Genomic DNA, 20,609 nt, shown 5'->3' with positions numbered 1-20,609 from the left:
CTTATATAGATTCGACACAATTGAAGGCCAGTTAGTTACTATTGATACTTTAAGGATCTAGGTGAGCTAATGGCTAAACAATAGAAATTCTTGCCTCTAGTTTGAATACCTGGAAATTACTGCAGTGGCAATTGCATGAAAAAAGTAGATCCTTCTCCTGCAATTGATTCTACCCTGAATTTACCTCCATGCGCCTTCACGATATCATAACTCAAAGACAATCCTAAGCCTGTACCGGAGCCGGTTGGTTTTGTCGTAAAGAAAGGCTGAAAGATTTTGTCTTTGATGGAATCCGGGATACCGGAGCCATTATCTTGGACTGAAATCTCAATTCCATTTTCAGATTTTTTCGAACTGATGAATACCTCGGGTTTATATTCTTCTCCTTCCTGTTTTGACTTTTCATTTACTGCACTTCGACTTCGCTCAGCACATGCGTAAAAAGCATTATTCACCAAATTCAACATAACCTTTCCGATGTCGGAAGGGATCACTTCTAAGGAAGGAATGTTTGGATCAAGAATAAAAGTTAGATCAACTTTAAAATCTTTGTTTTTGGCTTGCTGACTGCTATAGGCTAATTGAGTAAATTCCTTAACCAGCTTGTTGAGATTCGTAGATTCTTTTGTACCGGTTCCAGATTTGGAGTGTTCCAACATTCCCTTGACGATGGCATCAGCCCGCTTGCCGTGATGGTTGATTTTGGAGAGATTTTCCTTGAGGTCCGCCGCGATGAACCTTACTTCTTCTAGATCGCCTTTCTCAAGTTCTTCATTCATTTCATCTATAAGTTCGTCGCTGACTTCAGAGAAGTTATTCACAAAATTCAGCGGATTCTGGATCTCGTGGGCGATACCGGCAGTCAACTCACCCAGCGAAGCCATCTTCTCGGATTGGATAAGTTGGGCTTGGGCAGCTTTCAGTTCTTTCAAGGAATTTTCAAGTGCTGAATTTGTTTCTTCTATAGCCTTTCTTTTTTGCTCCAGTTCTTCTATGGTTTCTTCTAGTAAAATAGCTGTAGTCCGCTTCACTTTTTCTGTTCTTTCCAGTTTGAATTCTGTAATGGACAGATCGCTATCGACTTTTTTAATCGCTGTTATCAGTACAGCCTTTTCTTCATCCGCGAAGGATTCGTTTAGTTGAACAATATCAAGGATAGTTTGAAGTTGCTGATTCATCTATTTTTCTTTAAGCGCCACTACACAGGTAGTCAGGTTATGCATTTCTAAATTTCCACCGGTAGCTCTGCCCAACTCTGCATTGGAGAACATGCCGGCCATCGGTACACTCCATACATTTTTTACTCCCTCCAGTTCTTTACTCATCAATGGACCCAAAGAAAGAATCCTACCGGCACAACTAAACACGACTATAGCATCAGCCTCTGGCATTTCGGTAGCTTTTAAATTTTCTACGCCTTTCACCACTTTTTCCATTACATCAAAATCTGGCGGTAGGGAAAAACGGACTTTTGAACCTTGTGGCACAGAGCCACTTGTATAAAAAGAGTGATCGTTCCAGTCTACAGTTAGACCTGGACGCATGATTGGGTCGCCTTTCTCCCGCTGTAATTGCAAAGGGAAATTGGCCGCGATTTCAACAAGTAAATTGTTGTTTTCGGGAGTCACATTTTCAAGGCCACCGTATTTGGCGGTAATATCAAGTACCGGAATATTATCCACCGTGTACACATGGTTGCCTTCACTTTTGGTTACTGTTTTTTCTGTACCTACAGCTTTCCAACCACAGGTGGCCACACCTTTTATATCTACTTTTGAAGCATCCATAGCTATACAGACCATTCCATTGTCACTTTCTTTATTATTAGTAAAGACAAATGTTTCAGTAAATGCATAATCGTCGCCAGCAGCCCCACCAAACGCATGAACATCTTTGCCAGCAACATCTTCAATACCATGCAGCACCTCTTCTCCATCTGTTTCTCCATTGCTGGTGCCAATGAAAAATGCAGGATCAGCAAATCTTTTTTTCGCCTCTCGCGCAATGTTATGTGATACCTCGCGGTAATTCTTTTTAGGGTATTCTTCTAAGTAAACTTCAAAATAATCTCTGTTCATATCCAATAGAAGAATTGCAGCAGAGCCCTTCTCTGGTACTTCATCAATGAACTCCCCATTGGTGGTACATCCAAAAACACGGATTCCTTTAGCACCCAACATTTCCGTGATTGCTATTCTGTCCAGACTTTTGGAAATAAAGGCAATCGCTAATGTCGGGGTAAAATCATCCTCCACACTTTGAGACAGTGCGACTTTGATTTCTTCCAAAGATTTTCCTTTGATTGATTTCGCTTTCATAAACCTTTGATTGTTAATGAGATTATTTTTCTTTTAATACCACCCAGCTTACCGTTGTCCCGTGAAATTCACATTGGCCCTTATCTAGTTTTCCAAATTCACCCAAGGAGAAAAATCCCAGCATCGGCTTATTCCATGTTTCCGCAAGACCTTCAATTTCTGTTGAGATCATCGGTCCAAAGGTGCCCAGCCTGCCCACGCAGGAAAAAACGAGCATGGCATCTGCATCGGGCCTACTTTTTTCTTTCATGATTTTTGTGCTCTCCACCACCGTATCAATCGCGTCAAAGTCAGGTGGTAGAGAAAACCGAAACAGTTCACCTTCTTTGGCCACGCCGCCTCCTATCATTATTGATCGATCGGCAGTATTCCAAAATAGCACAGGTTTCATAATTGCATTCCCTGATGCCCGTTGAAACTGTAAAGGGTAGCCTAGATCGGAAGGAAGCAATCCATTCCCCTGTTTTTCAGGGCTGATCATTTCATCTCCTAAAAACCGCTGAATGACATTCATCGCTGGTTGATTATCGATGGTAAAAACCCAGGGTCCTTCGCATTTGGTGATTTTTTTTATTGTTCCAACTGGCTTCCATCCTGAGACGGCCAATCCATCCATTAATACCTTATCCCGGTCAATAATGAGAGCAAGTAATCCACCTTTACTGGACAAGGCATTGGTGAATAATATGCCTGAAAAATCTTTGGGGTTCCCCGCAACGCCACCCATTATTGGAGCGTCTTGACCTGCTGCATCTAATAATCCTCGGATCAATTCATCTCCGGACATTCTGAAATCTATTGGAGAAATGATGAAGCCGGGGTTTGCAAATAAATTCTCTCCGGTTATGCCCGCCTTATATCCAGCTTCATATGCAGATGATTCCGCATAATCGTTGAGTACAATACTGAAATAATCTCGTTTCATATCCAGTAGCATTGCTACGATATCATCAGATTCTATCCCTTGCCCAGTAAATTTTTGGGGTGCTGTGATTCCAAAAATAGCAATGTCTCGCTCATCAAAAAGTACCTGGAGAGATTCCATATGCTCGATGCTACTTAAGGTGATGATAGCCAGCGTTGGCTTGAATCCAGATTTAGTATATTGATCAAGAGCTACCTCTATATCTGTTGCCGAATTTCCTTTGGTTATTTTAGATTCCATTCTTTAAGTGGTTAATTGAATTTGAAAAATGGTCTGACCTGGTATTGATTGAATCAGCAATTCTCCCCCATGTGCCTTCACAATATCATGAGTGATCGAAAGTCCAAGCCCAGTTCCCTCTGTTCCTTTTTTGGTAGTGAAAAAAGGTTGGAGGATTTTGTCCTGAATCTCTTTTGGAATACCAGACCCATTGTCTGTGATGGAAAGAATTACCTTATCTTTTTGTAGGGCAGTTCTTACAGTCAATTTTGGAAGATAGACTCCATCTTCCGTCTTCTGTCTCCCGTCTTCGGTCCTCAGTTTATCCCGCATCGCATCGAAGGCATTATTACACAGATTCAATATCACTCTGGAAAAGTCTTCGGAGATCAAGTTGACTTCCCCAATATTAGGATCAAGTTGAAGGTCGATATCTACGTTAATGGGTTCTTTGGCTGCCCGCATGCCATGGAAAGAAAGATTTGTAAATTCCTTGACCAATGGATTGAAGGATTTTGGTTCTCGCTTGTTTCCAGATGCCCGGCTATGCTGAAGCATGGAGGAAACAATGCCATTCGCTCGGGTACCATGCTCGTGAACTTTAGTAAGATTGTTTTTTACATCTGTCAGGATTGCTATTACTTCCTCTTTGGTGTCGGAAGCCTCTAGATTTTCTAATTCTTCAAAAACCTCCTCTAGCAGCTCACGGCTGAGGTCAGAGAAGTTGTTGACAAAGTTCAGTGGGTTTTTAATTTCATGAGCAATGCCTGCTGTGAGTTGCCCGAGACTGGCAAGTTTCTCTTGCTGTACTAATTGCTCCTGTGCAGATTTGAGCTCTTTAAGGGCTTTTTCCGCTTTGGCTTTGGCTTGCTTCAATTTTTTTAGATCCTCTCTTGCTTGAGACAAATCCTTAAACCTCGAATATGCTAAAGAGAAAACCGTCGCTGCTCTTTGTAATAGATCCCAACTCTCATGGGAGATTTCCCCGGGAGTAGCTGCTCCAATCGCTCCATTCGAGAACTTAGTCAAATGGTAAGTTCGCTCTGGGATCTCGAGTCCATAATAGCCATTTAACTTTGGAGATTGCTGGGCACAGTAATTAATCCACTCTTTGCGATTTTCTCCTTTCATCAAAATGGAGATGTTTGTTTGATCGCCTTGATAGAAATCGAACATTTGTCTACCAACCCAAGTGTCTCTGTAATCAAGGCTAAAATGGTCAGCAATATTCTTCTTTGCTCCTTCTCGTACATCTAGGATGGAATACCAGCATTCTGCAAGTCCTGAATCTGAATCGTTGATATAAATAGAACTCGTCTCCAATTCTTCCACTCCTAAATGCCCCATTTCTTCCCGCATCACATTGGCTACTTGGATAAGCTCTTCAGGGTGTTGCATCGCCATGGCACGGGCACGAACTCGCTCTAGCGCCAATTCAATTTTAGCTTTACGATTTTGCTTTTCTGCAGTTAGCAAGTCTTCAAAACGTCGGTAAGCCAAATCAAATACTCCAGCAAAACGAGCGAGTGTTTCAATGGATTCTCGTGGGGGTTGTTCCACTTTCCCCGGGAGACTGTATCCAATTTCTCCGTGGGTGGTCCTTGCCATGACAAAAGTCAATCCGCCGATATGTCTTATATCATCCAGCGTTGGAGCTTGGGGATCTATCCTCTCAAAATCACCAAGTTTGACCATTTTATCGACATAGTCGACTGCCAAATCCACATCCATAGCCAAAATATGAGTGGGTTCATTACCCTTTTCCCATGCAGCTACAGCCGGAATATCTCCATGAATATGCCGAGGTAGGGACATCACCATCCCGATTTGTGTTCCATCACCTGAAGTCATGGCTTTGTCATAGGTCTCAGGAAGCCAGCGCATATGCCAGAAGTAATGTGCTTCGTGACCGAGGTTGACAAATTCCTTCCGCATATTCACCACGATTTCCAAGAGTTCCTCAGATTCTCTCATTCCAGTGACCTGCGCTCTGATTCGCTCTAATGCCGTCTCTACCTTAGCCTCCTTAGCCTGTTTTTCAGCTTTTTTAAGGTCAAGGAAGCGGGTATAGGTCTGCTCAAAGACTTTTGCAAATCGCTTAAAAATATCTTCCTCCTCACATGGAACTTCAGTGATTATGACCAAGTACCCTGTTTTGAAGTAGGCCGCGTGGAGGCGTTGCCATTTCGGGCGGGGAATGCCTGAATCTTCCATTTCTTCAAAAATCTGTTCAGCAACAGGCATTGCCATTAACCAGTCGTAATGTTTTTCCAGGTGTTTCCCCTCAAGAGTAACGGTATGGTATGAGTTACCTTTTTTCCAACCTTCATAAAGACTCTCATGCGCATAGTCTCCTTCATTTGGTAGGGAAAAGGGTTGAATCAATCCATTATCCAGGCTGAGCCACCAATCATCTTCCTTGCGATCTTTTTCACAAAGGACAAAGCCGCAAGTCCATAGATTATCGACAAGCGTATTGAGCTCACCGAACAAGACGGTGGCAACATCTCCCAATTCCTCGGCTTTTTGCATCCCCATGGTGCGGGACCTCACCCGCTCTAGAGCTGCTTCTATTCGAGACTCTTTTGCCTGTGCTTCAGATTTCTGAAGATCGAGGAAGCGGGTAAAGGTTTGTTCAAAAACTTTGGTAAAGCGTTTGAAAATATCATGTGCCTCAGGTACTTTTTCATAAGTGATAAATAAGACAAAGCCCTGTGTGAATTTGCACAGGTGATTGATTTGATAAGTGGGAAGTGAAAGCCCTTTTTCCTCTATATGGTCAAAAGTAGGCTTCAGGTCCGGAAAGGATTTCATATGGGTGTAATGATCTTCGATTGCTTTCCCACCAAGCTCCTGAACCAACATAGTCCGATCACTTAGGACAAATTCTCTCATCTCATCGAAAGAAGCCTCTCCCCACAGGCGAAGCTGAAATGGTTTTTGTAAAACCCCTTCACTACTCATCCAGCACATAGCTGATCTTTTATCATCCGCCAGGATGTTATACCCGGCGCTCCAAGATGGAATGCCCAGTGCCTGAATTTCAAGAAATAATAAATTCGCCGCCTCGGGTAGCTCCTTACTATGTTGCATTCCCATAGTCCTAGCCCGGATCTTCTCCAATGCAGCCTCAATCCTAGCCTCTCTTGTCTGTGCTTCGGCTTTTTCTAAGTCTTCAAATCGCTTATAGGCCAAATCAAAAGCACCTCCCATCTTAGTCAAGATGAATTCAATTTCATCCTCAGGTGGATCCAATAAATCAAGAATCATCCTTCCATTATTTAAAGGAACTGTTGGGTGGTAGCCTCTTTGTAATCCTGAAGATTTGAGAAACTCCTCTGCTTCCTCCGCTTCTTTTACCTTGTTGTTTTCTCGAAGCCAATCACAGGTGATTTGTAATGATTTTGTATCCTGAACCACCACCGTATAGTTTGTTCCTTTTTCCCAAACTTTTCTTAAATAGAAATCAGGATGGGTTTTTTCCATTTCAAAAGGGACGTCCAATGGAGTGTGCATGCTTTCTCCATTCAATTCTAAGGAGGTGAGATCCCAGCTTCGGAACTTTCCATTCTTTTCTTTCAACAAAATGGCTGCGGCGGCGACACCCGGAATATCCAAACCTATGATTTCTTCCTTCAGCTTAACTACCACTTCCAGAATTTCTTCGGATTTGAACATCGCTAAAGCTCTAGCTCGCACTCGCTCTACGGCAAGATTGATTTGTGCTTCTCTAGCCTGTGCTTCGGCTTTTTTCAGATCTAAGTAACGACGATAAGTTTGACTAAAAAGAGAGCTGAAACGATGGATAATTTGAATTAGATCGGTAGAAAATTCAAGAGGACTGAAGGCATAGAAAAATCCATGCTCGAAGACGAAGCCATAATGAAATTCTTTATCGGGCAGTTTATCTATTGGTATTTGTATTTTGTAGTCGGGTGCTTGATTAAGCATCTGATAGTAATTGATCAGATCTTCTCCTTCTAAAATATACGTATGGAGCGAGAGCTGCTCCTTCCATGCTTTTCGTGCACTTTTCAACAAAGGATGCCAAGACATTTCTAAATTTCCGATATGCAGTTTGAACTCATTTTCTATTTTGGAGGCTGTCCAAAGCTGATTGTTTTCATTCTCGTGGTTTAGGATCCCAATTCCAAAACGGGTTTTTTCATTTACTCCTAAGGCTGTGAGTTCTTCAAACATCATCACGATACACTTCCCTACATCCTCACTGTTGTGCATAGCCATAGTTTGGGCTCGCACTCTTTCTAGGGAAGATTCAATGTGAGCCTCTTTTGCCTGCGCTTCTGCTTTTTGAAGGTCGAGAAAGCGGGTGTAGGATTGCTCAAAGACCTTTCCGAAGCGCTCCAAAATTTCCAAATCGGCTTCAGTGATTTCGTTTTCGCTTACAGTTTGTAGTCCGCTGTATTTAAAAAAGGTAAAGCCAGCCACATATCGATCGAGTGCTTTATTAGCTTCCTGCACATGCTTGGGAAATCGCCTAAATTCAGTTTCTGAATAGAGGTACTCATCGTAAATCTTCTTCTCTTCACCTTCAAGGGTATATACAAATCGCTTGTCTTGTGATTTCCAAGCACTCCACATAGCCCTGTGAAAATCGTAATCCTCAAACTTCATATAGTAGGATTCAGCATCCTTTCCTGTTTCAGGATTTGCTGCCCAAACTGTATTCGATAAATCATCCCCATCGATGAGGTTGATGATACAGAATGTAAGTGTAAACTCCAGCTTGGTGAATTCCTGTAAAAGCGTATCCACCACTGTCGATAGTTCCGAAGAATGATGCATGGCCAGACTTCTGGATCGGATACGCTCCAAAGCTGCCTCTATCTTGGCTTCTCGTGCTTGAGCTTCTGCCCTCTGAAGATCAAGGAATCGGGTATAGGTCTGATGAAATACCTCGGTAAAACGTTTAAATATTTCAATCGCTTCTGGATTACGTTCTTCAGTAATAAACATCAAATGACCGTTTGCGAAGAAGCCACAATGGTTTACCTGAAAGGTGGGCAGTGGAAAACCTGCCTTCACAAATCCTCGCATTGTTTCACCTACCACTGGCAGGCCATCCATGTAGTTATAAGTTTGGGCTAGTGATTCTCCCTCCGATTCGAAAACAAGAAATTTATCATTCCTTCGCTTTGCCTCGCGTATCGTTTTAAAGAAAATATCTTCTGTCAGTGGTATCTTGAGTGGATTCCCTAATTTTCCGTGAGGCCCTGGGTTGTACCCTAAAAAATAGCTATCATCATCATGCCATAAGCTAAATCCACAAGACCATAATTTGATTCCTAGATTTTTTATTTGCTCAAACATTAATTCTGATGTTTCCATCAGTTCATCACTATGCTGCATGGCCATTGTTCTGGCACGTACTCTTTCTAAAGCCAGTTGTATTTGACCCTCTCTAGCCTGCGCTTCTGCTTTTTGGAGATCGAGGAAGCGGGTGTAAGTTTGCGAAAATACCCGGGCGAATCTGACCATGATTTGCTCTTGCTCTTCGCCAAGTGCATCTTCCGCCACAATATGAAGGTATCCATCCCGAAAATTAGCGCAATAGAAATGTGGATTATTGGGCATCTCTTTGCTCGCTATACCTTTCGCTACTTCTGAGCCTAATTGATCAAAAACCAGCTCAAGATGGTGTTGGAATTGCTCATTGGTTGCCTGTTGGTGAAAGAGTGGTTCTTGCTTTTTCCAAGCTTCGTGCCGGTCATTGAGTATCTTCTCTCCGGTGCTTGGTAGCGTAAACTCTTCCCGAGAAGACCCATCAGGCCTAGTAAGCCATAGGACTTGGCTATTTTCCGCCTCGTTATAAATAGCATAACCACATTGGTTTATGTTTTGTATGCCTAGAAGGTTTAGTTCAGTATTAAGGGCTTCGGCCGCTTCTTGTAGTTCTTCGGTTCGGTGCATTGCCAAACTTCTTGATCGAACTCTTTCAAGTCCTGTTTCTATCTGAGCTTCTCTAACCTGCGCTTCGGCTTTTTGAAGGTCAAGAAATCGAGTGTAAGTCAAGTCAATAACCTGTGAAAATCTCTTTAAGACTTCCGGTAAATCTCCGGGTAAGGGTTCTGTCCCCACGGCTTCCAAAAATCCATGTTTGAAAAAAGCTTGTCCAGCATACACTGACTCAAGAGCATAAAAAGAGTCTTTATATTCTTGGGAGCTGTATTTAAAGTCTGTTTGGGAAAAAAGCAGATCGCCATATGATTTGATTTCTTCCTTATCCATTGAATAGTGACGAAATGGAATTTTAAGGTCTAAATCACTAAGAACTGAATTCAGAAGGGGATGATCTACAAAGTTGAATTGGTAATTGGTCAGAAACCCCTCATCATTCATGTTCCCTTTGCCCCATACAGAAAAGGCTCGGGTATTTCCTTTCCTAAGGAAAATACTGCATTCATAGAGCGTCAACCCTATTTTTTGTAATTCTTCAAATATGATCTTTATGATGTTTTGCAATTCATCGCTTTTTCTCAAGCCCATAGCATGTGCTCGAACTTTTTCCAATGAGGCTTCAATCTGAGCTTCTCTTGCTTGAGCTTCTGCTTTTTGAATGTCTCGGAATCGCTGATAAGCAAGGGAAAAAACCTGATGAAATCGCTTGAAAATAGTTAGGCTTTGTTCATCCAGTGATTTGTAAAGCGTCAATCCCAAACCTCCTTCACCTATAGAAAGAAAGCAGTATCCTAACTTATCCACCTCTTCCAAGAGTGGATCTTCTAGGTGATTCTCCTGTTTACGATGCTTAATAAAATCATGAAGTTCTTTTCCAGTCAATTCGCCCAGGAAATGGCTATTCTTAGACTCAAGCATTTGAGTGACCAATTGCTGCTCCACGGGATTTTTGGAGTACTCGGTTCGCTCTACGATTTCTTGATCGTACCTTGGAAAATATTGATAGCACAGGTAAATCTCTTCCTGAGATTCAATAATAGCAGTTTGTACATTCCGGATTTGATCCAATCCTATGACGCTTAGTTGCTGGGCAATTACGCGGCAAACATGTAGCATATCATTAGGAGCAGTCATTCCCATGGCTGCTGTTCTCACTTTTTCCAAGGATGTCTCAATCTCCAATGCCCTGTTTTTCACAAGAAGTTCGGAAGTTCGCTGATCGACAGCATCCTGAAGGCGCTTGTTTTCTGCTTTCAGAGCATCCGAGGCAAATGCTTCACCTTCGCTGGTCTTCATGTCTGGAAAAGAACCGTGCTGGTGCAAAGCGATCCACCCAGTAGCTGTTTTTGCCAAAAGTGAGGACATTCGAAATGGGCCATAATAAGTCCATTCTCCTTCAATTTTAACATAGAGATCTGTGAATTCATTGACCATAATGTAGTCACCATAGGGGAGTGCCTCGATCTCCCGATTCCGAACCTCCGCCTGACCGACCATCTGATCATGGATCGAGTAACTGTAATCTAAAATCTCCTGTTTGGTATGCCAGATCTCTTCTTTGGTCCCACCAATATTATAGTAATCCTCGGCGATAAAAGTGGACCAAACATCAAAGTCACCCTTCATGTAAGTAGTCCAATAGGTGTCGAGCCAGTTGGCTAACTCAGCTTTAAGCGCTTCGGTTATTTTCATACTAATTGTTCTTTGATCGGTAAAAAAATGATCATCTCGGTGCCTTCACCCTCAACACTTTTAACCCGTAAGTCGCCACCATGAGCCTTGATGATATCGTAACTCATAGACAAACCAAGTCCAGTTCCACTACCAGTAGGTTTGGTTGTAAAGAATGGCTGGAAGATTTTGTCCTTGATAGCTTTAGGAATTCCTTCTCCATTATCTTCCACAGAGATTTCCACTCCACTAGAAATCCCAGCCAAGTCAACTAATCTAGACCGTACAATTACTTTTGGTTGATAATCTCCCAGATCATCGCCCTTGCTTTTTAGGTCCTTGGACCTACTATCTACCGCATAGAAGGCGTTATTTATCAGGTTCAGAATTACTCTTCCGATATCCTGACTTACCACATCCACTTTAGGTAGGCTTGGGGCTAATTCCGTTGAGAAGTCAGCATTAAAATTTTTGTCTTTTGCCCTTAATCCGTGGTAGCTTAGGCGCAAAAACTCATCTGCAAGTGCATTGAGATTGGTAGGCTGCACATCTCGCACGTTGGTTCTGCTGTGCTCCAACATTCCCTTCACTATGGAGTCAGCTCGCTTCCCATGGTGGTTGATTTTACCCAGGTTTTCCTTCAGGTCGTTTGAAATCTCAATTGCGACCTCAGTGTTTCCCTGTGCTAATTCCTCTTGCATCTCATCGATCAATTCGACACTGACTTCGGAGAAGTTATTGACAAAATTGAGTGGATTCTGAATTTCATGGGCGATTCCTGCGGTAAGCTCACCGAGTGAAGCCATCTTTTCTGATTGGATCAGTTGCGATTGGGTAGCTTTCAACTTGGTGTATGCTTTCTCTATTTCTTTGGATTGGGCCACTTCCCGCTCTAGACTTTGCGCTCTTTCCTTCACTCTAATTCTTCTTTTCAACTCAGAGTAGGCTACGAAAATTACTAGCCCAAGTCCCACTAGGTAAAGCGTATATGCCCACCAGGTTTTCCACCAAGGAGGCAGAATAGTGACTAGAAGTGAGGTGCCCTCTTCGTTCCAAACTCCATAGGCATTTGAAGCAATCACTTTGAAGGTGTAGGTACCAGGTTCGAGATTGGTATAAGAAGCAAAGTTTCTGTTGTCATAAACCCAATCTTCATCCAGTCCTTCCATCATGTGAGCATACTGATTTTTGGAAGGATTTGCATAGTGCAGAGCTGCGAATTCAAAGCTCAAATCATTCTGATCGTACCTGAGTGTGATGGCTTTGGTGGAAAGTAAATCTTCGTCCAGCGGAGAGTCCGTAGTCATATCGTAGATTGACCGGTTGGAAATCGAAAGATTTGAGATGATCACAGATGGCGGGACTTTATTTGAGGCGATGGTAGAAAATGTAGTCAGGCCATGATCTCCTCCAAAATAAAAATCACCATTCGGGGTTTTTTCAGCAGCTAGCGATATGAATACATCTCCTCCGATTCCATCGTCTTCATTGTAATTGATAAAGGTTACTTTATTCAGTGATTCATTCCGGATCATTTGGATCAATCCATTACGTGATGAAAGCCACATTTCCCCATTTTCTCCAGGAAGAATAGTCTCTAAAAAGTTAGTCGGCAATCCATCTTCTTCGGTGTATCTAGAGATTTGTCCAGTGTTAGGGTCCAGGACATTGATGCCACCATATGTTGCCATCCAGATTAGTCCATTTTCATCTTCAAACACGTCATTCACTTGTATGCTGCTCAAGGTGGCAGGGTCAAGAGGATCACTAGTGTAGTATTTAACCGAATTTGTTTCAGGATCTATTTGCGTCAGTCCGGCATTCAGGCTCGCTATCCAAATATATTTCTTACCTATTTCAATGTCAGAAATATTTGGATCCTGAATTATTATTTCAGCATTTTGTTCATTGATATTCACCACTTTAGCTTGGCTTTCCGCTTGGTTTTCCTGTTTGAAAATAGCAATTCCATAGAGCGGAAGGAACTCGGGTTCAGGAGCATTCCAACTGTTGTAATGGTGGCTATCATCGGAAGAATATCGCAAAGAATACGTACCCGGGGAAAGTTCAAGTTGGGTAATTATCATTCGGTTTTTAGGTGCACCTCCAGCAAAATAGCTGTCTCCAAATGATTCCATTCCCGCAATAGTCTCGCCGGAGGGGTTTCTCAGCCATCCAAAATCTGCCATGCTCGCTAGATCTCCTTCACCTACCGTGGCTAAAAAATAGGTGGCTTTTTCTGTGATTTCGAATTCTTTGGTGAGCTCTTTATTTTCTGTAACATTATCGATGATGGCTATTGCTTCCTCCTTTTCAAGCCAACCTTTCACCTTAGTAATAATCTCCTCAGAATAGCTTTTGGCATATTGGCTTACCACCTCCTTATATGTTTCTGTTTTCGGGTCAAAAACCTCTAAACCCCCGTTGGTACCGATCCATAATTTACCAGTTCTGTCTTCTCGGATGACTCTGACTTGATTATTGATAAGGCTGTTTTTATCCTCTGGATCATTTTTATAGCGCTTGATTTCATTGTAATCTTTATCCATTTTAATCAAGCCATCACCCCAAGTTCCCACCCAAATCGTACCATCATTTTGCTCGTAGATGGATCGCGCAGACCCTCCGAACATATCTCTTTCTGAAGAAAAATTTACTTTTGTAATTGATTTATCAGAACTGTCAAAAACATTAATGCCATGGCCACGTGTCCCGATGAATACTTTTCCAGGGTTGATGGTGGAAGCATACAGTCCATAAATGCCCCCTGGACTTATTGAATTAGGATCTTCCGGTTGGTTGCTGTAATACTTGAAAGGTTTGTTAATAGGATCGTATTTGAAAAGTCCATTACTCAGAGAGCCAAACCAGATGATCCCACTGGAATCAATCAGCATGTGGGTAAAGCGATGAGTCCATCCCCCGGAATTGATTTTTCTATTGCCAGGAATAAGAACCTCCTGAAAAGAATCTGTATTCCCTTCAAACTTCAATACCCCTCTGAAATTATTTAAAACCCAAATATTACCATCCCGATCTTCTTTGATAGAATTCAGCGAGCTGTATATATCTTCGAGTGAATAGTCGTACTCAGCGAGCATTCTTAGCTCTTTGGTCTTTAGGTTATATTTATGAACCTCCAGTCTGCTGGTGATCCAGAGAATCCCGTCTTTATCAAAATAAAGTCCTGAAATACCATTTATAGTAGAATTAAAATCAACAAATTGGTCAAATTCTATAGGTTTAAACCCAGCTCCTCCTTTAGGAAAATGCAGTAAACCATAGCTTGAGGAACCAGCCCAGATCCCACCGTCTTTATCTTCAATTATGGGAAAAGAGATTCCAGATCGCTCTCCTTTTTTCCCATCCAAATGCTCATAAGGTGCTAAGACCCAAGTTTCACTCTCTGGCACAAAAAGAACAATTTCTTTAGCCGCGGTGGTTGCCCATATTCGGCCCTGGGAATCCGCTAGGATGTTGAAAGTTCTTCCGGACCCAAGTGCTAAATCAAATATTCCCTCAAAATCATAATTATAAAAGGTGTTGGTTGATCGGTCATACTTTGTGACGCCCTTATCGCTTGCGATCCATAAATCATGGTTTTGATCTTCCTCGATATCAAATGTCACATTGTTTTGAAGGGTGTTAGGGTTTCCGATGGTGTTACGAAACGTCTTCCAAGAGTAGCCATCGTAGCGCTGCACCCCATTTCCAGTGGCTAACCAAATTAACCCATAGCTGTCCTGCATCACATCCATGACCTGTGGTGACGCGAGACCATTTGAGATTGAGATGGTTTCCAGCTGGATTTCTTGGGCTTGTAAGTCAAAAGCCACTAGAACAAAAATGGAAAGTGTAAAAATTATACTCCTGCTTACGATTGATCTTTTTATTGAATACTTCATCTAATTAAAAATTTATAGGAGGGAAGACGACTTTATTTAATATTTAGGTACTCTCAAGTTGGGTGTTGAATGGAAATGAAAAACTGCTTGTGAAGTCTTAGATTGAAAGGCGAAGATTGAATCTCAACAGAAAAATAATGGGATGATGAATCTGCTAAAACTTGCATATCTACTAAAAATATTACAATTCGAGTTTATCACTTAATTATTTGAAAATAAGTGATTACGAAGAGAAATCAATCGAATTCGTTATAAAAAATTGGATTTTTTCAATCTTATCCCCATAAAAATGATGTTTATAACTAGCTGCACTGTGAGAGAAAATTAGATGCTATTTTTTATCCAAGGTTAATCAGGATTGGAGTTTAACTCATCCTTTACTTGCTGGATTAGAGATTGGATCTTGTCTCTTAATGGAAAATAATAGTTTTGGTTTAGATTTTCTGAGGCTGTTAAAAAAAGGAAAAGCTGACTTTCAAATTCTTGATTTTCCAGAAATTTGAAGTCATTATCAGGGAATCTACTGGGTGGCACTTTGATTAAACCTTCCTCTATCAAATCTAAATGCCTTCTGAAATTTCCATTTTTTAGAAAGAATTCGTGCGCTAAATCTCTTCTTTTCACAACATATTCTTCCTGATTTTTCACCAAATCTAAATCTGCTTTCCATGCCGAAATGGCTTTGCGAAGCGCTAGGTCAGAAAATATGGTGAGTCTTCCAGTGTTGATGATTTCTTCAATAGTTCCCTGGTTAGGGAAAAATCGCGGTTCACTTTTAAACACGCCCACCATCAGTTCCGAGAGATCTTTCTCACCAATTCCATCTGGTAGAGATGGACCTGTTAATTCGCCTAATTTCAGGCCTCTAGCGATATTGGAATCATTTAATGTAATAGCCTGATCGAGAATTTCCAGATTCGACTCAAACTCCTGTAAAAGCGCCTTCAATAAGACCTGTTCGGTATTCTGGTTTTTACGATTCTCATTCCAATTATTTACCTGAAGAGCAATCAGAATTCCTATCACAACTAAGATAATTTCTCCTAAAGCATAAATTAGGTAGCGAGTGACTTGATTTTGCTGAAGCAGTTTTTGGCGGATTTTACGGAATAATGAGATCATTTTGAAATAGGGAAAAATTCATAGGTTTTCAAAGTCATATCTATCACCAATCGGTATTCCCCGGCTACACTTTGTATATCTTGTCCGAACCATTCCAAATTACCTTTTGGAAAAGAGCTTCCTCCCCAATTAACTATCCAACTTTCATTTTCCCTGATTTTCAGCGGTCCGCCTTTTAAGGTTACAACTCCTTCCCAGATGGATTTATCTCTATCAACAAGTTTCAAAGGTGTATCATTGGACCAATCGCCAAAGCTGGTTCCTTCACCAATGATTCCAATGTTTTCATATAAAAGCCGGATGTCAGGATAGCTTTCTTTTATTTGTTTCATTCCGTTTTTTCCCAAGTCTAAAAGTTGGGACATTTCAGTTTTTTGGAATTCTTTTGCTTGAGCTATTTGTACAAGGGCAGTCCGCATTTCTTGAGTAGAAACTAAGTCTTTGGCTTTCAGGAACTCTTCCGGTTGAAAATTTCCTGTTAGATTGAATAGACCCATAAAAAGAGAATAACCAAAACTGGGCGATATAGAAGCAAAACCTTCTTTAGTCAAAATTGCGGAGATAGGTTTTTCGCTTTTTCGGAATACTAAGTCAGATCGACCTAAATAATTTGTTAATTTTCTAGCTAACAAGTTTTCATTATTGTCCTCTGGATTAACTATTAATCGTTGAAAATGGAAACCTATCGAGGAATGAAAATCTTTTGGGTCTGTCTCCAAATAGAAAAGAGTCCCTAATACTTCTTCCATCGAAATCGAATCAGGATTATTGAAAAGAATGGCGGCAAGGTCCTGTTGTTGAGTCAGGTTTTGAATGACATAATCAAGTTCTTGTGATTCCAATTCCAAGCCATTGTAAATCTGTTCTATTGTTGCTAAAAAATTGGAGTTTCTTTTTCTTTCCTCGTTCCAATTATTGACTTGCAGGGCTATTAAAATCCCAATAACCACTAAAAAGATTTCCCCCACGGCATAGACTAAATACCGAGTGACTCGATTTTCGGTGAGGAGTTTTTGACGGATTTTTCGGAACAAAGAGATCATTTCAAAAAATTGAAATTTGCTATAATCTTGAATAATCATGTTTGGTATTGTCAAAATACTGGAATGAACTTAGATAAAGTATATCTCCCTCAGATTTTTTATATTTCTTTTATTTCAAGCATCACTCCTTGATAGTTAGTATTGAGTTGAAGTTGAATATTATACCAAAGGCATTGAGATTTCTTTTAGATGAATTAGATTGAGTTCTTTCCCCTAAATCTAGAAGCTATGTCAAAATTCTTTCTTTCGCTTTTCCTCCTAATTATCTGCAACTTTTCCTTCGCTCAAACAGCTCGAGGCTATTTTATGCATCCAGATCTTAAAGGCGATCAACTCGTATTCGTCGCTGAAGGTGATATCTGGAGAGTGCCTGTAGCAGGAGGAGATGCCGTCCGATTGACCTCACATCAAGGAGATGAGTCTGACCCTAAGATTTCCCCAGATGGGAAATGGGTGGCTTATGCTGCCAGTTATGAAGGACCAACTGAAGTCTATGTCATGCCGATTGGCGGTGGACTCCCTAAGCGATTGACTTATGAACCATCTTCTTCAGTTCCTACGGCTTGGAAATCTGCGACTGAAATTGCTTACGTCACCAATCAATATTCAACCTTACCAAAACTCAACACGGTAACGGTCGATGTTTCCAACGGTGCAAAGCAACTTCTCCCGCTGGAAATGGCAGCAGAAGGAAGCTTTTCCGCGGATGGCTCGACTTACTTTTTTGTACGACCGACATTCCACAATAACGTCACAAAGCGGTACGAAGGGGGCACTGCCCGACAGCTTTGGAAGTACACTGAAGGAGCTGCCGAAGCAGTAAAATTGACCAAAGATTACAATGGCGAGGATCATCATCCATTGCCGCATCAAGGAAAAGTATATTTTCTCTCCTCCCGAGATGGAATAGTGAATGTGTGGAGCATGGATGAGAACGGGGGTTCACTTACCCAACTCACCAAAGAACCTACCTTCGATGTACGGGAGTTTTCGATTTCTGGGAATCAATTAGTTTATCGAGTTGGAGCAGATTTGAAATTGATGGATTTGAGTGCAGGAACAGCAAAAACCCTAGCCATTCAGCTTATCTCAGATTTCGATCAGCTTCGTGAAAAATGGGTAGATAATCCCATGTCCTATCTCAGTAACATGGCTGTGTCCAATGATGGCGAACGAGTAGTAATGACGACTCGTGGACGGGTATTCTCTATTCCTGTGAAAGATGGCAGAACTGTTCGACTCAGTCGAAAAGAAGGGGTGCGCTACCGGGATGCTATTTTCTCCCCTGACGGAAAATCGATTTTAAGCTTTTCAGACGAAACTTCAGAATTTGAAATTCACGAATACAATAGCATGGGAATGGATCAGGGAAAGCAAGTTTCCAAGAATGGAACTACCCTGAAATTTGATATGCTTCCTTCGCCAGACGGATCAATGATTGCCTTCCGGGATCTGAATAATACGATCTGGATAATGGATAGAGCCACTGGAGCTCAAACAAAAGTGACAGATTCGGATGAAGATATTACTTCGAGTATGTCTTGGTCTCCTGATGGCAAATGGCTCGCTTATGCTCAGGCAGCAAGCAATACTTTTTCCCAAATCCATGCATTCAATATAGATAGCAAGAAGCGAATCGCTATGACCTCTGACCGGGCAAATAGCCTTAGCCCACAGTGGAGCACAGATGGCAATTGGTTATATTTTCTCTCAGATCGTAATTTCCAATCTGCAATAGGAAGCCCATGGGGAACGCGTCAGCCGGAACCATTCTGGGAAAAGCAGATGAAAATCTATCAAATCGGTTTAAAGGATGGTCTTGTTTCACCATTCTTTTTCAACAATGAATTGCAAAAAGAGGCAGAAAAAGCAGCCGAAAAGGTGACCGTAACTATCGAAGAAAATGGAATTCAAACCAGGCTTCGTGAAGTGCCAGTTCCTGCAGGGAATTATACCAATCTAATTGTGACTGACAAAGCACTATATTTCCATGAAATAGGCCCTGGAATGGGAGTGTTTTATGGTGGAGGCGGAGGTAGTAATGAGAAAGCACCATTGATGATGGTACCAATTTCCAATAAGCCAGAGCCAAAAACCTTTATCGATAATGTCAGAAACTATACGGTTTCTCTCAATAGGAAATACATTCTAGTTCAGAATGGAAGCATGTTTTCGGTTGTTGAGGTGAGTACTTCTCCAGTTTCTGACCTATCCAAAACCAAAGTGGATATCAGCGGAGTAAAATATTCGATTGATCCAAAAGAAGATTGGAAGCAAATTTTTACCGATGCATGGAGAATGGAACGGGACTATTTTTATGATGCAGGCATGCATGGTGTCGATTGGGATGCGATGCATGAGAAATACCTGCCTTTGGTAGATCGGGTTACCACTCGTGCCGAGCTTTCTGATGTGATCGGGGAAATGGTGGGCGAACTTTCTGTACTTCACACATCTGTAAGAGGTGGAGATCTTCGAGATGGGGAGGACAATATCGGTTTTGGGATGCTTGGTGCAAAACTTAGTCGAAACGATAAGTTGAAGGGGTATTCTATTGATCATATCTATTTGTCAGACCCTGATTATCCTGATGAGATGTCGCCACTTTCTCATCCTGATCTGATGATAGCTGAAGGAGACATCATCACAACTATTGATGGAGTAGGAGTGATGGAAGTGCCAGATATCTATTATTTATTAAGGGACAAGGCTGGCAAGCAGGTTCGTGTTTCCTTGATTTCTGCAGATGGCAAAGCCAAACCGGATCAGATCCTGAAGCCTATGTCTTCACAGGCAGAATCTAATCTTCGATACAACGAATGGGAATATACCAGAAGATTAGAGACAGAGGCCAAGTCGGATGGAGCATTGGGCTATGTGCACCTTCGTGCCATGACGTCTGGAGATATTGGGCAGTGGTACAGGGATTTTTACCCTCAGTTCAAAAAAGATGGCTTGGTCATCGATATGCGTCACAATCGTGGAGGTAACATTGATTCCTTTATTTTGGAGAAATTGATGCGGGAGGTTTTCTTCTACTGGAAAAGCAGAAATGGAGAGCCCTATTGGAATATGCCTTATGCTTTCCGTGGTCATTTAGTCTTGTTGGTGGATGAGTTTACTGCTTCAGATGGTGAAGCTTTTGCAGAAGGCTTCCGAAGACTGGGTATGGGTAAAGCGATAGGGGCTAGGACTTGGGGAGGAGAAGTTTGGCTTTCCGGCTCAAATACTTTGACTGATAATGGAATTGCACGAGCTCCTATGAATGGGGTTTATGGCGAAGAGGGCGAATGGCTTATCGAAGGAGTAGGCTTTATCCCGGATATTGAAGTGATCAATTTACCTAAAGAGACTTTCGAAGGAAAAGATGCTCAATTGGAAGCTGCAATCGAGCACCTGAAGGCTTTGATCAAGGCTGATCCAAGACCTGTACCACAGGCTCCTGCTTATCCTGACAAGAGTTTTAAAAATGGAAATAATTTATAGC

At 41.7% G+C, this 20,609-nt stretch carries 8 protein-coding genes; 1 reads left to right on the top strand and 7 read right to left on the bottom strand.

Translation table 11 applies throughout. The annotated features are described in order from the left end of the window. Window positions 1–116: 116 nt before the first annotated feature. The 7 genes from LV83_RS00510 to LV83_RS00480 form a co-directional block, all read right to left on the bottom strand. Complete coding sequence (locus LV83_RS00510; RefSeq protein ID WP_111609568.1) at window positions 117–1,178, bottom strand: sensor histidine kinase; 1,062 nt, start codon at window positions 1,176–1,178, stop codon at window positions 117–119. Then, window positions 1,179–2,318: an FIST signal transduction protein gene (locus tag LV83_RS00505; protein WP_111609567.1), complete on the bottom strand. Its 1,140-nt coding sequence runs from the start codon at window positions 2,316–2,318 to the stop codon at window positions 1,179–1,181. It abuts the gene before it with no gap. 22 nt (window positions 2,319–2,340) lie between these two features. Then, window positions 2,341–3,483: an FIST signal transduction protein gene (locus tag LV83_RS00500; RefSeq protein WP_111609566.1), complete on the bottom strand. Its 1,143-nt coding sequence runs from the start codon at window positions 3,481–3,483 to the stop codon at window positions 2,341–2,343. A 3-nt stretch (window positions 3,484–3,486) separates the two neighbouring features. After that, on the bottom strand, window positions 3,487–11,073 hold the full coding sequence (locus LV83_RS00495; protein ID WP_111609565.1) for an ATP-binding protein: 7,587 nt from the start codon (window positions 11,071–11,073) through the stop codon (window positions 3,487–3,489). Continuing rightward, complete coding sequence (locus tag LV83_RS00490) at window positions 11,070–14,957, bottom strand: sensor histidine kinase (RefSeq protein WP_111609564.1); 3,888 nt, start codon at window positions 14,955–14,957, stop codon at window positions 11,070–11,072. Before LV83_RS00490 ends, LV83_RS00495 begins: the two co-directional genes overlap by 4 nt. A 348-nt stretch (window positions 14,958–15,305) precedes the next feature. After that, window positions 15,306–16,079 (bottom strand): DUF6090 family protein, encoded by a 774-nt coding sequence (locus LV83_RS00485; RefSeq protein ID WP_111609563.1) that lies wholly within the window; start codon window positions 16,077–16,079, stop codon window positions 15,306–15,308. After that, the gene (locus LV83_RS00480; RefSeq protein ID WP_146613668.1) at window positions 16,076–17,122 is read right to left on the bottom strand and encodes a DUF6090 family protein; all 1,047 of its coding nucleotides are present in this window, start codon (window positions 17,120–17,122) and stop codon (window positions 16,076–16,078) included. Before LV83_RS00480 ends, LV83_RS00485 begins: the two co-directional genes overlap by 4 nt. A gap of 228 nt (window positions 17,123–17,350) precedes the next feature. Between LV83_RS00480 and LV83_RS00475 the strand changes: the two genes are divergently transcribed. Beyond that, window positions 17,351–20,608: a S41 family peptidase gene (locus LV83_RS00475; protein WP_111609561.1), complete on the top strand. Its 3,258-nt coding sequence runs from the start codon at window positions 17,351–17,353 to the stop codon at window positions 20,606–20,608. Window position 20,609: the final 1 nt, after the last annotated feature.

The sequence above is a fragment of the Algoriphagus yeomjeoni genome (genome assembly GCF_003259505.1).
Classification (GTDB): Bacteria; Bacteroidota; Bacteroidia; order Cytophagales; family Cyclobacteriaceae; genus Algoriphagus; species Algoriphagus yeomjeoni.
The sequence above is the reverse complement of the archived record's forward strand: the minus strand, read 5'-3'. Positions and strand labels throughout refer to the sequence as shown.

Excerpts from the sequence above, each read along its gene's own strand:
- LV83_RS00510 (WP_111609568.1), bottom strand. The coding sequence starts at position 1,178 with ATGAATCAGCAACTTCAAACTATCCTTGATATTGTTCAACTAAACGAA.
- LV83_RS00505 (WP_111609567.1), bottom strand. The coding sequence starts at position 2,318 with ATGAAAGCGAAATCAATCAAAGGAAAATCTTTGGAAGAAATCAAAGTC.
- LV83_RS00500 (WP_111609566.1), bottom strand. The coding sequence starts at position 3,483 with ATGGAATCTAAAATAACCAAAGGAAATTCGGCAACAGATATAGAGGTA.
- LV83_RS00495 (WP_111609565.1), bottom strand. The coding sequence starts at position 11,073 with ATGAAAATAACCGAAGCGCTTAAAGCTGAGTTAGCCAACTGGCTCGAC.
- LV83_RS00490 (WP_111609564.1), bottom strand. The coding sequence starts at position 14,957 with ATGAAGTATTCAATAAAAAGATCAATCGTAAGCAGGAGTATAATTTTT.
- LV83_RS00485 (WP_111609563.1), bottom strand. The coding sequence starts at position 16,079 with ATGATCTCATTATTCCGTAAAATCCGCCAAAAACTGCTTCAGCAAAAT.
- LV83_RS00480 (WP_146613668.1), bottom strand. The coding sequence starts at position 17,122 with ATGATCTCTTTGTTCCGAAAAATCCGTCAAAAACTCCTCACCGAAAAT.
- LV83_RS00475 (WP_111609561.1), top strand. The coding sequence starts at position 17,351 with ATGTCAAAATTCTTTCTTTCGCTTTTCCTCCTAATTATCTGCAACTTT.